This is a genomic window from Nonomuraea jiangxiensis, from assembly GCF_900099965.1.
Taxonomy (GTDB): domain Bacteria; phylum Actinomycetota; class Actinomycetes; order Streptosporangiales; family Streptosporangiaceae; genus Nonomuraea; species Nonomuraea jiangxiensis.
This window is the reverse complement of sequence record NZ_FNDJ01000014.1, coordinates 83,696-96,345: the sequence shown is the minus strand read 5'-3', so window position 1 is coordinate 96,345 and position 12,650 is coordinate 83,696. Positions and strand designations below refer to the sequence as shown.

Here is a 12,650-nt window from a genome sequence, read left to right as displayed (position 1 = left end):
CGTGCTCACGACGACCTGCGTCATGCCACAACGCTATCGCAAGATCAATCGGCAACCGTTCAGGTGTTCGATCCGCGAATGGGGTTCTATGTGTCTGTGCAGTCCGAAGTTGAAGGCCCCGGATTCCGCGTTCGAGGAGACTCCGTGAACACCCACTGGTCGTCCGTGAACACCCGCTGGACGCTGGTCATTCCGGTGAAGACGCTGGTGGCGGCGAAGACGCGGCTGGCCGCCGCGACGGGTCCCCACCGCACCAGGCTGGCCGTGGCCGTGGCCTGCGACACCGTGGCGGCGGCGCTGGCCTGCCCGCCGGTCGCCCGGGTGGTCGTGGTGACGTCCGACCCCGCCGCCGCGGGGCCGCTGGGCGCGCTCGGCGCCGACGTGGTGCACGACCCCGACCGCGGGCTGAACACCGCCCTGCGCACGGGCGCCGCCCACGCGGCCCGCCTGGCGCCCGGTGACGCGGTGGGCGCGCTCCAGGCCGACCTGCCCGCCCTGCGGCCCGCCGAGCTGGCGCTGGCCCTGGCGGCGGCGGCCGAGTTCGACCAGTCGTTCGTGCCGGACGCGCTGGACGTGGGGACGACCTTCTACGGGGTACGGCCGGGGATGCCGTTCACGCCGAGGTTCGGGGGCGAGTCGCGGGCCAAGCACCTGGCGGGCGGGGCCAAGGAGTTGTGCGTGCCCGGGATCGACTCCGTACGGCGGGACGTGGACACCCCCGACGACCTGCGCGCGGCCATGGCGCTCGGGCTCGGCCCGCACACGGCGGCGGTGGTCGCCGACCTGTGGCCCGCCTGACGCGTGTGGCCCCGGCTGGACCTCCCGGTCGTGCCCGTCCTAGGCTGATTCGCGTGCAGGGGACGGTACGCAGCTTCGATGAGGGCACTCGCTCGGGCACGGTCTTCCTCGACGACGGGACGGTGCTGGAGTTCGGCGCTCCCGCCTTCGACGCGGGGCCGCTCCGGCTGCTGCGCTCGGGACAGCGGGTCAACCTCGCGATGGCCGGCGGGGAAATCACCTACGTCACGCTTTCGACATTCCCGCTGCCGTAGCCGAGCCCGTTAGCCGAGCCGGCGGCCGGTGTTCAGGGGTGGAGAAATGCGGACGCCCGGGCCGCGGCCCGGGCGTGCAGGGTCCGGCTGGGTTTACCTCTTCTTTCCGATCTTCTTCCCGCCCTCGTTGACCAGCTCTTTGAAATCCGAGCCGGGGCGGAACTTGGGTCCCCAGCTCTCGGCGACATTGATTTCCGCGCCGGTCGACGGATTTCTCGCCGTGCGCGCGGGCTTGTTCACCATCTCGAACGCGCCGAAGCCCGTGATCGAGACCTTGTCGCCCTTGGCCACGGCCTTCTGGATGGCGTCGATGACCGCGTTCACGGCCTCGGTGGCCGTCTTCCTGTCGCCCACCCGATCCGCGATGGCCTCGACGAGTTCTCGCTTGTTCATGAAAGTCCTGCTCCCCCAGTTACGGCTCGGGGTTCCAGCTCACGAGTTCGACGTAGAAACCCCTTACGCGCTCGAAAGTAGGCCGGATTGCGGGTGAACTCAATCACCTAGCGTGTTTTCCTCATTGCGTGGCGTGTCGGGGGCGGTGTCAAGGGCGGCCAGAAAGGCGTCGAGACGTGCCGCCGCCCTTTCCGGATCCCGCTTCGCCAGGTCGCAGATCGCGAGGTAGCGGCGGGCCACCCGCTCCTTGTCCGCGGCGGGCAGCACGCGGACGCGGCGGTGCGCCTCACGCAACCGCCGCGCCAGTTCGTCGTCTTCTAGACGGTCGTCGGCAGCCATGGCTGCCGACCATTCTCGTACGCGGCCACTTCTTCGGCGTGACGCAGGGTCAGCCCGATGTCGTCGAGGCCCTCCATGAGCCGCCAGCGGGTGTAGTCGTCGATCTCGAACGCGACGGCCTCGCCGGCCCAGCGGACCTGGCGTTCGGCCAGGTCGACGGTGATCTCCAGCTTGGGGTCGGCCTCGACGGCCGACTGCAGGGCCTCGACCTTCTCGCCCGGCAGGACGACCGGTAGCAGCCCCATCTTGGTGGAGTTGTTGCGGAAGATGTCGCCGAACCGGGCGGCGATCACGGCGCGGAACCCGTACTGCTGCAGGGCCCAGACGGCGTGCTCGCGCGAGGAGCCGGTGCCGAAGTCGGGGCCGGAGACGAGGATCGAGCCGCCCTCGTAGGCCGGGTCGTTCAGCACGAACGTGGGGTCCTCGCGCCAGGCCGCGAACAGGCCCCGGTCGAAACCGGTCCGGCTGACCTGCTTGAGCCAGACGGCCGGGATGATCTGGTCGGTGTCGACGTTGCTGCGGCGCAGCGGCACCGCCGTACCGGTGTGGGTGGTGAAGGCTTCCATCGGAGTGCTCCTTGCGGTCAGAGGTCGGCGGGGGCGGTGAGGCGGCCGGTGACGGCGGTCGCGGCGGCGACCTGCGGCGACACCAGGTGGGTGCGGCCACCCTTGCCCTGACGGCCCTCGAAGTTGCGGTTGGAGGTGGAGGCGCTGCGCTCGCCCGGCTGGAGCGTGTCGGGGTTCATGCCCAGGCACATCGAGCAGCCGGCCTCGCGCCACTCGGCGCCCGCGGCCTTGAAGACCTCGTGCAGCCCCTCCTGCTCGGCCTGCAGCTTGACCAGCATCGAGCCGGGCACGATCAGCGTGCGGGTCCGCACCTGGCGGCCGCGCAGGATCTCGGCGGCCGAGCGCAGGTCCTCGATGCGGCCGTTGGTGCACGACCCGACGAACACCGTGTCGACCTCGATCTCGCGCAGCGGCGTGCCCGCGGTCAGGCCCATGTAGGTCAGCGCCCGCTCGGCGGCGGCGCGCTCGACCGGGTCGGCGAAGGAGTCGGGGCTCGGCACGGCCTCGCCCAGCGGCAGGCCCTGTCCCGGGTTGGTGCCCCACGTGACGTACGGGGTCAGGGCCGAGGCGTCGATCTCCACGACCTTGTCGAACACGGCGTCGTCGTCGCTGCGCAGCGACTTCCAGTATTCGACGGCCCGGTCCCACTGCTCGCCCTGGGGCGCGTGCGGGCGGCCCTTGAGGTAGGCGAACGTGGTCTCGTCCGGCGCGATCATGCCGGCCCTGGCGCCCGCCTCGATCGACATGTTGCAGACCGTCATGCGGCCCTCCATGGAGAGCTTGCGTACGGCCTCGCCGCGGTATTCGACGATGTAGCCCTGGCCGCCGCCGGTGCCGATCTGGTGGATGATCGCCAGGATCAGGTCCTTGGCGGTGACGCCGTCGGGCAGCTCGCCGGAGACCTCGATGGCCATCGTCTTCGGCCGGTAGGCGGGCAGCGTCTGCGTGGCCAGCACGTGCTCGACCTCGGACGTGCCGATGCCGAACGCGATCCCGCCGAACGCGCCGTGCGTCGAGGTGTGCGAGTCGCCGCAGACGATCGTCATGCCCGGCTGCGTCAGCCCGAACTGCGGCCCGATGATGTGCACCACGCCCTGCCCGGCGTCACCCATCGGATGGAGCCTGATCCCGAACTCCGCGGCGTTCTTGCGCAACGTCTCGACCTGGGTCTTGGACACCGGGTCGGAGATCGGGCCGAGCACGGTCGGCACGTTGTGGTCCTCGGTGGCGATGGTGAGATCGGGCCGCCGCACCTTACGGCCGGCGAGCCGGAGCCCGTCGAACGCCTGGGGGCTGGTCACCTCGTGAATGAGGTGCAGGTCAATGTAGAGCAGGTCGGGCTCGCCCTCGGCGCGCCGGACTACGTGTTGCTCCCAGACCTTCTCGGCCAGTGTGCGGCCCATGATCTCCTCCTGCTTGATTGCGATGCTGCCGCACCGCGGCTCGGTCGCCGGAAGCCGGCCTCTTCCCTCGTCACCCCGCTCCCTGCGACCCTCGGTCCAGGGACCGGCGCTCCCCTCGCGGGGGCGTCCTCCGACTTGCTTCTCATATGTCGAGACGGCAGTATCGTTGTATGGACAACTCTAGCGGAGTCGGAGTACTCGACAAGGCAGTTCTTGTACTCAATGCCCTCGAAGCGGGACCCGCTTCCCTGGCTCAGCTCGTACAGGCCACCGGTCTGGCCCGGCCCACAGCCCACCGGCTGGCCGTCGCCTTGGAGCATCACCGCATTGTGAGTCGTGACACACAGGGCCGGTTCGTGCTCGGCCCGCGGCTTTCCGAGTTGTCCACCGCGGCCGGCGAGGACCGACTGCTCGCGGTGGCGGCGCCCGTGCTGCTGCACCTCAGGGACCTCACCGGGGAGAGCGCCCAGCTCTACCGCCGCCAGGGTGACGAGCGCGTCTGCGTGGCGGCGGCGGAGCGGGCCAGCGGATTGCGCGACACCGTGCCCGTCGGGTCCGCGTTGCCCATGACGGCCGGCTCGGCGGCCCAGATTCTGCTGGCCTGGGAGGAGCCTGACCGGCTGCACCGCGGTCTGCGCGGCGCCAAGTTCACCGCCGCCACGCTCGCCTCCGTACGGCGCAGGGGCTGGGCCCACAGCGTCGGCGAAAGGGAGCAGGGAGTGGCCAGCGTTTCGGCGCCCATAAGGGGCAGTGGCGGCAAGGTCATAGCGGCCGTTTCCGTCTCCGGTCCCATTGAACGGCTGACGCGGGCCCCCGGCCGGCTGCACGCCGTGCCCGTCATGGCGGCCGCCGAACGCATCACGGAGGCGATGCGCCGCACGTCATGATCAGCAAAAGGATGTATTTCGGGAGCCGACAACCTCGCTGGCGCACTAGCCTGAGTGCGTGACAGATCGCATCGAGGTAGCCGCCACTGAGCTGCGACCCCTGCTCGAAGAGTTCATCATGTGGGCGCGTGCGAACGCGCCCGACAGCGACCCCGAGCTCGTGGGACCCGCCGCACTGTGGCACCGTCTCGCCTTCTCGCAGGACTCCGGCACGTGGAAGCGCGCCGACCTGCGTAACCTGCTCCTCGACCGCATGCCCAAGGTCGTGGAGGATCCCGACGCAGCCGCCGACGGGATGCTCCCGGCCGTGGACGCGTACCTGACGTTCCTCGCGCAGACCGGCAGGCTGGCGGAGGGCTCGGACTCCCTCGCCGATCTGCAGGCCGAGCTCGACGACGTCGAGGACGAGTTCGTCGACCTCATGGAGGACCTGCTCGAAGACGCCGACGGCGACGATGACGAAGACGATGACACGGCCGGCGACCTCGGCGACTTCGAGCCGTTCGCGGACGAGCTCGCCGAGCTCGACACGATCAGGCTGCGGCCCGACACCGAGCTGGCCGCCGCCGCCCGTCAGGCCCCGCTGGTCGCGATGGCCCGCGATCTGGCTGTCTGGGTGGGGTCCGGGCGCAAGGTGGGCGAGGACACCCTGCTCACCGACGCCGAGGTGACGGAGGCGCTGGCGGCCGTCGGTCTGCCCAAGCCGGAGACCGACGGGCCGATCGCGGAGGCCGTCCCCCAGCTCTGGAACATCTGGAACCTCGCCGTGGACCTGGAGTTCCTCCAGCCGGGAGAGGGCAACACGGTGGCCGTGCAGGACGACACGGCGGAGTGGCCCTTCGACGACGACGAGGACGTGCTCGACGCGTGGATGCTCGGGCTGCACTCGGTCGACTACGGCGACCCGGAGCTCGATGACGACGACCTCACCATGGCCCTGGCCGGGCTGACCAGGGGGGTGCTGGTCCGGCTGCTGCTGGCGGGCGGCTCGCGCGACCTGGACGAGCTGGCCCAGGAGCTGGCCGAGGCCGCCGCCGACCTCGACGAGCTGGGCTCCGACGCCTGGGAGGCGGTGGGCGACCCGCTGACGCCCGCGATCGACTGGCTGACCGGTTACGGCATGGTCGAGCTGCGGGACGGCACGCTCAGCCTCACGCCGCTCGGCACCGAAGGCGTCGTCCACCTGGTCGACGACGCCGACATCGAGGTGGACGCCCGGCCCGCCATCGAGTCGATGAGCGCCCACGAGCTGCTGGCGCTGAGCGCCGAGCTGCCCGAGGAGGAGGCGGACGCGGAGTTCGCGGCCTGGATGCGGTTGCGCGAGCCGGACAAGGCGGCCGAGGAGCTGCTGGAGGCGGCGGCCGAGGACGAGAGCGACGCGCTGATCAGGGTGCAGGCGGCCAGCGTCGTGGGCACGTTGGGCGCGGCCGCCGTCCCGGCCTGGCAGGCGGCGCTCAAGCAGCCGTCGCTGCGGCCCTACGCGGCCACGCACCTGAGCCAGCTGGAGGTCGAGGGGGCGCCGGAGCCCACGCAGGATGACACGCACTGGCTGATCCTGGACATGTGGACGATCTCGGCGGGGCTGGGGCGGTCGGAGTTCGTCAGCAGCCTGCGGGACATCGGGCCTGACATGGTCAACAGCCTGCTCGAGGTGATCTGGAAGATCCCGCACGCGCATGTGGAGGAGCTGCTCGACCTGATCTCGCAGGTCCACCCGGACAAGCAGGTGGCCAAGGCCGCCCGGCGCGCCCTCTTCAAGGCCCGCTCGCTATAGCCCTTCGCAGCGATTTGTCGCCACAAGCCCCCGCCGGCCACTTCCGGCGGGGGCTTGCCGCTCTCAAGGCCCCTGGACAGCAGTCCGTCCCCGCCTAGTGGTGGCGGGCCGTTCGCGCTCGGTGCGGCGCCGTCCGTGGGCACTTCAAGCTTTTACGCTTCGTACGGGCGGCTCCACCCGCCACACGGGGCCGAGCCCCGTCCAGGGGAACGCTCCTGAGGTGCACGGGGCCGGCCGCCGTTACGTGCGCACTGCCGGCCGCCGACGTGACAGTCGTCAGCCACCCGGCACCGGCGAGATCGACCGGCGGAAAGCCGATAATGGCGTTCACCGGGCCGTGAAATGCGAAACGCCCCGGGCTTTGAATCATTTCCCGGGGCGGTGCGGTAGACGTAGTCCCGACCGGATTCGAACCGGCGCTACCGCCTTGAGAGGGCGGCGTCCTGGGCCACTAGACGACGGGACCTTCGACAGCTTGTGACAAGTGGTAGTCCCGACCGGATTCGAACCGGCGCTACCGCCTTGAGAGGGCGGCGTCCTGGGCCACTAGACGACGGGACCCTGTCCACAAGCTGATCTGCCGGGCTTCCCGGCAACGCAGGTAACTCTACCGCACCCCGGAGACCACAACCAAACCACTTGTCGGCCCGCGAGAGCGGGGTTGTGCCGCCGAATCCGGCCCTTCATCGGACCTCCGAGCCTCCGGTCGGCGCATATCGTCCCGCCGAGGCCGCCAGCGGGCGCGTACGGGGCGAAACCGGTTCCACTGTCACCCGGGGTCCGGGAGGGGAGTTCGTCGGCGTAGGGCGCCCTCTGGGGCACCGCGCCACGTCGCACGGGGCTTCAGGGTCTGATCAGAAATTTCCGCGCCGGCCGCGAAATGAAAAAACGCACGTCCCCTCATGAAGGGACATGCGCTCAATGGAATGTGCTGGGGTACCAGGACTCGAACCTAGACTAACTGAACCAGAATCAGTCGTGCTGCCAATTACACCATACCCCACCGCCGGTGATCCCCAGGGGAACCGCTCTTGGCGACGTCCGAAAGAATAGCCCAGCTCCGGGTGTAAGACCAAAACGATTGCCGGACAGGCCCTCCCCACCCTCCACCGCCGGGCCGGTCGTGCCAAGCTGAAGGGGACAAAACACCACGTGGAGGAGCCCAAGCGTTGGCCGAGAACCCCTTCTTCGCTCCCAGCAGCCTGCCCTACGAGCTGCCGCCGTTCGCGGACATCCGCGAGGAGCACTACCTGCCCGCGTTCGAGCGCGGCATGGCCGAGCAGCTCGCCGAGGTCGACGCGATCGCGGGCAGCACCGAACCAGCGACCTTCGACAACACGATCGCCGCGCTGGAGCGGTCGGGGCGGGTCCTCGACCGCACGGCCAGGGTCTTCTTCAGCGTCGCGGCCTCCAACTCGACCGACGGCGTCATGGAGATCGAGAAGCAGATCTCGCCCGAGCTGACCAGGCACGGCGACGCGATCCGGCTCAACAGGGCGCTGTGGGCCCGGATCAAGCAGGTGGCCACGGACGACGCCGAGGAGTCCTGGCTGCTGGAGAAATACCGCGACGACTTCATCAGGGCAGGGGCCGACCTGTCGGAGTCCGAGCAGGACCGGCTGCGCGAGCTCAACGAGGAGCTGTCGAAGCTCTCGACGGAGTTCTCCCAGAGCCTGCTCAAGGCGTCGACCGAGTCGGCGCTCGTGGTGACCGACCCCAAGGAGCTCGACGGCTTCGACCAGGCCAGGATCGAGTCGCTGCTCAAGGACGGCGAATACGTCCTGCCGCTGCTCAACTTCACCAACCAGCCCGGCCTGGCCCAGCTCACCGACCGCGACGTGCGCCGCAGACTGTACGAGCTGAGCGTCGGACGCGCCCCCGGCAACTTCGAGCTGGCGGCCAGGATGGCGGCCCTGCGGGCGGAACGGGCGGCCCTGCTCGGCTTCCCCACGCACGCCGCCTACATCGTGGCCGACCAGACGGCCAAGACCGTCGAGGCGGTCGAGGAGATGCTGGGCCAGCTCGTCGGCCCGGCCGTGCGCAACGCCCGCAAGGAGGCCGAGGCGCTGGCCGAGCAGGCCGGGTTCGAGATCGAGCCGTGGGACTGGTCGTACTACTCGGAGAAGGTGCGCCAGGCCCGCTACGACTTCGACGGCGCCGAGATGCGCCCGTACTTCGAGCTCAACCGGGTCTACCGGGACGGCGTCTTCTTCGCGGCCACCAAGCTGTACGGGATCACCCTCACCGAGCGGCCCGACCTCGGCGGCTACCACCCCGACGTGACCGTGTTCGAGGTGTTCAACGAGGACCACGGCCGGCTGGGCCTGTTCCTGCTCGACCCGTACGCCCGCTCCACCAAGCGCGGCGGCGCCTGGATGAACAGCCTGGTCGACCAGTCCTTCCTGTTCGGCAAGCTGCCCGTGGTGATCAACAACCTCAACATCACCAAGCCCGCCTCCGGGCCGACGCTGCTGACGTACGACGAGGTGAACACGGCCTTCCACGAGTTCGGGCACGCGCTGCACGGCCTGTTCTCGCAGGTGCGTTACCCGCGCGTGTCCGGGACCAGCGTGCCGCGCGACTTCGTCGAGTACCCCTCGCAGGTCAACGAGATGTGGGCGACCTGGCCCGAGGTGCTGGCCAACTACGCCAAGCACCACGAGACGGGCGAGCCCATGCCGGCCGCGCTGGTGGAGAAGCTGACGGCGGCGGAGAAGTTCAACCAGGGCTTCAAGACCGTCGAATACCTGGCGGCGACGCTGCTCGACTGGGCCTGGCACAAGCTGGCGCCCGGGGAGGCGGTGGCCGACGCCGAGGCGTTCGAGGCTGCCGCCCTGGAGGCCGCCGGGATCGCGTTCCCGCTGGTCAGGCCGCGTTATCGGACCAACTACTTCGCGCACATCTTCGCCGGCGGCTACAGCGCCGGCTACTACTCCTACATCTGGAGCGAGGTGCTCGACGCGGAGAGCGTGGAGTGGTTCACCGAGAACGGCGGGCTGACCAGGGCGAACGGCGACCACTTCCGCCGCGAGCTGCTCTCGCGCGGTGGCAGCCTGGACCCGCTGACGGCCTTCCGCAACTTCCGCGGGCGCGAGCCGAGCATCCAGCCGCTGCTCGCCCGCCGCGGCCTCGACTAGTCCCTGCGCGCAGTGGGCCGGAACGCCTCGGCGTTCGCCGCGGCCCACTGCGCGAATGTGCGCGGCGGCCGTCCCGTGACCTGCTCGACCGTGGGCGTGATCTGGTAGGCGTCCGCCGGCACGTTGCCGAACACCTCGATCCGGAACTCGATCATCTCCTCCGGCACGCCCTGGGCCCGGTAGCGCTCGCGCATCTGGTCCACGGTCAGCTCCACGAACGTGATCTCGCGGCCGATCGCCTCGGCCAGGATCCTGACCTTGGCCGGGAGGTCGAGGAGTTCGGGGCCGGTGAGGCCGTAGGCGTGGCCCGCGTGCCCGTCCTCGGTGAGCACGGTGGCGATCACGGCGCCGATGTCGGCCTCGTGCACCATCGCCGTCTTCGTGGCCCCGAAGGCCTCCTCGACCACTCCCCTCGTACGCACCTGCTCCGCCCAGGCCAGGGCGTTCGCCATGAACTCGGTCGGCTGCACGGACGTCCAGGCCAGGTCGGCGGCGGACAAAGCGGGCTCCAGCGTGCCCGGCGACCAGCCGCCCAGCAGCGTCACCCGGCGCACGCCCGCCGCCTGGAGCGCCTCGACGATCTCCTGGCCGTTCCGCAGGGGCGCGTAGCCGGTGTCGGCGACGTCGATCAGGTGCACGCCCGTGACGCCTCGGAGGGCGGGTACGAGGGTCTCGACGCGGGTGAGGTCACCCTGGACGACCTGCGCCGCGGCGGGCAGCCGGGCACGTGCCGGGTCGCGGGTGAGGGCGCGTACCGGGTGGCCGGCCCGGAGGAGATGATCGACGACGTGCCGGCCCACGGAGCCGGTGGCCCCTGTCACCAAATAGGTCATGCGGGCCACGGTAGGAACGATCGCGGCAAGCCCGATTCCTCAATCGGTTTCTTGACGGCGCCGGACGAGGACGTCCCCGTCCGGCGCGTGAGGGAGGTCAGCCCTCCAGGCGGGCCAGGGCGGCGCGCAGGCGCTCCTGGGTCCGGACGCGGCCGAGCACCTCGATCGACTCGAACAGCGGCAGCCCCACCGTACGGCCGGTGATCGCCACCCGCACCGGCGCCTGGGCCTTGCCCAGCTTGAGCCCCTGCGCCGTGCCGACCTCCTCCAGTGCCTGCTTGAGCGACTCGGGGTCCCAGCTCACCGTGTCCAGGCGCGCCAGGTAGCCGGTGATGATCTCCACCGGGGAGTTCTTCATCGCCTTGTCCCAGGACGCCTGGTCGAAGGCCGGCTCTTCGAGGAAGAGGAAGTCGACGTTCTGCCGGATCTCCGACAGCACCCCGATGCGGGTCTGGGCCAGCGCCGCGACCTTGCTGAACAGCTCGCGGTCCCAGGAGGGGTCGAGGTAGGGCAGGCAGCGCTCCTCGAACGTCTCCAGCGGCAGCGCCCGGATGTATTCGCCGTTGAACGCGCGCAGCTTCTTCTCGTCGAAGAACGCGCTGGCGGAGTTGACGTCCTCCACCTTGAACAGCGGCACCATCTCCGACCAGGGCATGATCTCGCGGTCGTCGCCGGGACCCCAGCCGAGCAGCATGAGGTAGTTGACCATGGCCTCGGCGAGGTAGCCCTCCTCGCGGTAGCTCTCCAGCGCGACCTTGTCGCGACGCTTGGACAACTTCTTGCGCTGCTCGTTGACGATCACCGGCAGGTGTCCCCAGATCGGCGGCGTGGCGCCGAGCGCGGGCCAGAGCAGCATCTGCTTGGCCGCGTTGCCGAGGTGCTCCTCGCCCCGGATGACGTGCGTGATGTTCTGCGTGATGTCGTCGACCGCGTTGGCCAGCACGTAGAGCGGCGAGCCGTCGGTGCGGGCGATGACGAAGTCCTCCTGCGCGTCGTTGGGGAACTCCACGGTGCCGCGCACGACGTCGTGCACCACGGTGACGCCCTCGTCAGGGGTGCGGAAGCGGACCGCCCCCTCGGTCAGGCCCCGGTCGCGGCAGAAGCCGTCGTAGCCGCGGTGCTCGGACCCGGTGCGGGCGACCAGCAGCTCGCGCGTGCAGTCGCAGTAGTAGGCCCGGCCGTCGGCCAGCAGCTTCGCCACCGCCTCGCGGTGCTGCGGCTCGTAGGCCGACTGGAAGTAGGGGCCCTCGAACACCTCGTTGGAGCCGTTGATGCCGACCCAGTCGAGCGCGGAGATGATGCCTTCGATCCACTCGGGACGGTTTCTGGAGGCGTCGGTGTCTTCGATGCGCAGCACGAAACGGCCGCCGGACTGTTCGGCCAGCGCCCAGTTGAACAGCGCCGTGCGGGCGCCGCCCACGTGGAACATGCCGGTTGGGGACGGTGCGAACCGGACCCGTACTTCAGTCACGGGAGACCACCTTGTTCGTGAGTGTGCCGATGCCTTCGATGCCGACGCTGACCTCGTCGCCGATCTCCAGCGGGCCGACGCCCGCCGGGGTGCCGGTCAGGATGACGTCGCCGGGGATCAGCGTCATGACGGCGCTGACGTAGGCGACCAGCGCGGGGATGTCGTTGATGAGCTGGCTGGTGCGTCCACTCTGCCGGATCTCGCCGTTGACCGTGGTCGTCAGCGCCAGATCGCTCGCGTCGAGATCGGTCTGGATCCACGGCCCGAGCGGGCAGAAGGTGTCGAAGCCCTTGGCCCGGGTGAACTGCACGTCCTTGCGCTGCAGGTCGCGGGCGGTGACGTCGTTGGCGCAGGTGTAGCCGAAGATGACGTCCTTGACCCGCTCGACCGGCACCTCCCGGCACAGGCGGCCGATCACCACGGCCAGCTCGCCTTCGTAGTCGACGCGGTCGGACAGCGACGTGGGGTAAGCGATGCTCTCACCGTGGCCGATCACCGTGGTGGACGGCTTCATGAAGATCAGCGGCTCCTCGGGCACCTCGTTGCCCAGCTCGGCCGCGTGCTCGGCGTAGTTTCTGCCGATGGCCACCACCTTGCTCGGCAGCATCGGGGCCAGCAGCTTGACCTGGGACAGCGGAAACCGCTCACCGGTGAACTGCACCTCGCCGAAGGGATGGCCGGACACCGCGGAGACGAACTCCTCCCCCGGGCCGCCTTCGACCACGCCGAACGACACGCCTTCGCCTGTGGAGAACCTCGCAATACGCACCCGACAAGGCTATCGCCGCCGTCGGA

At 69.8% G+C, this 12,650-nt stretch carries 12 protein-coding genes and 3 tRNA genes; 5 read left to right on the top strand and 10 right to left on the bottom strand.

The genetic code is table 11. From position 1 onward, the window contains the following. Positions 1-144 precede the first annotated feature (144 nt). Positions 145-798, top strand: coding sequence for a 2-phospho-L-lactate guanylyltransferase (gene cofC / locus BLS95_RS29380; RefSeq protein ID WP_245765355.1), 654 nt, complete (start codon positions 145-147; stop codon positions 796-798). 53 nt (positions 799-851) lie between these two features. Beyond that, positions 852-1,052 (top strand): hypothetical protein, encoded by a 201-nt coding sequence (locus BLS95_RS29375; RefSeq protein ID WP_090938381.1) that lies wholly within the window; start codon positions 852-854, stop codon positions 1,050-1,052. A 93-nt stretch (positions 1,053-1,145) separates the two neighbouring features. Here the strand turns inward: BLS95_RS29375 and BLS95_RS29370 are convergent, their stop codons facing one another. The 4 genes from BLS95_RS29370 to leuC form a co-directional block, all read right to left on the bottom strand. After that, positions 1,146-1,445 carry an HU family DNA-binding protein gene (locus BLS95_RS29370; RefSeq protein ID WP_090938378.1) on the bottom strand — a complete coding sequence of 100 codons (300 nt, stop codon included), beginning with the start codon at positions 1,443-1,445 and terminating at the stop codon, positions 1,146-1,148. Positions 1,446-1,544: 99 nt separating this feature from the next. Then, positions 1,545-1,784 carry an SCO5555 family protein gene (locus tag BLS95_RS29365; protein ID WP_090938375.1) on the bottom strand — a complete coding sequence of 80 codons (240 nt, stop codon included), beginning with the start codon at positions 1,782-1,784 and terminating at the stop codon, positions 1,545-1,547. Next, positions 1,763-2,350 (bottom strand): 3-isopropylmalate dehydratase small subunit, encoded by a 588-nt coding sequence (leuD, locus tag BLS95_RS29360; RefSeq protein WP_090938372.1) that lies wholly within the window; start codon positions 2,348-2,350, stop codon positions 1,763-1,765. Before leuD ends, BLS95_RS29365 begins: the two co-directional genes overlap by 22 nt. 17 nt (positions 2,351-2,367) lie before the next feature. Beyond that, the gene (gene leuC / locus BLS95_RS29355) at positions 2,368-3,753 is read right to left on the bottom strand and encodes a 3-isopropylmalate dehydratase large subunit (protein ID WP_090938369.1); all 1,386 of its coding nucleotides are present in this window, start codon (positions 3,751-3,753) and stop codon (positions 2,368-2,370) included. Between the two features lie 170 nt (positions 3,754-3,923). On the opposite strand from leuC, the gene BLS95_RS29350 reads away from it, so the two are divergent. Together BLS95_RS29350 and BLS95_RS29345 are read left to right on the top strand one after the other, a co-directional pair. Further along, positions 3,924-4,640 carry an IclR family transcriptional regulator gene (locus BLS95_RS29350; protein ID WP_090938366.1) on the top strand — a complete coding sequence of 239 codons (717 nt, stop codon included), beginning with the start codon at positions 3,924-3,926 and terminating at the stop codon, positions 4,638-4,640. Positions 4,641-4,698: 58 nt separating this feature from the next. After that, positions 4,699-6,414, top strand: coding sequence for a hypothetical protein (locus BLS95_RS29345; protein WP_090938363.1), 1,716 nt, complete (start codon positions 4,699-4,701; stop codon positions 6,412-6,414). Between the two features lie 393 nt (positions 6,415-6,807). On the opposite strand, the gene BLS95_RS29340 is transcribed toward BLS95_RS29345, so the two are convergent. The 3 genes from BLS95_RS29340 to BLS95_RS29330 all read right to left on the bottom strand — a co-directional run bounded on the left by BLS95_RS29340 (position 6,808) and on the right by BLS95_RS29330 (position 7,417). After that, positions 6,808-6,880 (bottom strand) — tRNA-Glu (locus BLS95_RS29340). Between the two features lie 19 nt (positions 6,881-6,899). Beyond that, positions 6,900-6,975 (bottom strand) — tRNA-Glu (locus BLS95_RS29335). A 370-nt stretch (positions 6,976-7,345) separates the two neighbouring features. Continuing rightward, positions 7,346-7,417 (bottom strand) — tRNA-Gln (locus BLS95_RS29330). Positions 7,418-7,583: 166 nt separating this feature from the next. Between BLS95_RS29330 and BLS95_RS29325 the strand changes: the two genes are divergently transcribed. Next, positions 7,584-9,551 carry a M3 family metallopeptidase gene (locus BLS95_RS29325; RefSeq protein ID WP_090938358.1) on the top strand — a complete coding sequence of 656 codons (1,968 nt, stop codon included), beginning with the start codon at positions 7,584-7,586 and terminating at the stop codon, positions 9,549-9,551. Here the strand turns inward: BLS95_RS29325 and BLS95_RS29320 are convergent. From BLS95_RS29320 to BLS95_RS29310, 3 genes are all read right to left on the bottom strand, one after another. Further along, positions 9,548-10,384 carry an NAD(P)H-binding protein gene (locus BLS95_RS29320; protein ID WP_090938355.1) on the bottom strand — a complete coding sequence of 279 codons (837 nt, stop codon included), beginning with the start codon at positions 10,382-10,384 and terminating at the stop codon, positions 9,548-9,550. The two genes, BLS95_RS29325 and BLS95_RS29320, sit on opposite strands and share 4 nt — an antisense overlap. 97 nt (positions 10,385-10,481) lie before the next feature. Further along, the gene (gltX, locus tag BLS95_RS29315) at positions 10,482-11,813 is read right to left on the bottom strand and encodes a glutamate--tRNA ligase (RefSeq protein WP_245765380.1); all 1,332 of its coding nucleotides are present in this window, start codon (positions 11,811-11,813) and stop codon (positions 10,482-10,484) included. 34 nt (positions 11,814-11,847) lie between these two features. Then, positions 11,848-12,624 carry a fumarylacetoacetate hydrolase family protein gene (locus tag BLS95_RS29310; protein ID WP_090938349.1) on the bottom strand — a complete coding sequence of 259 codons (777 nt, stop codon included), beginning with the start codon at positions 12,622-12,624 and terminating at the stop codon, positions 11,848-11,850. Between the last annotated feature and the right edge of the window lie 26 nt (positions 12,625-12,650).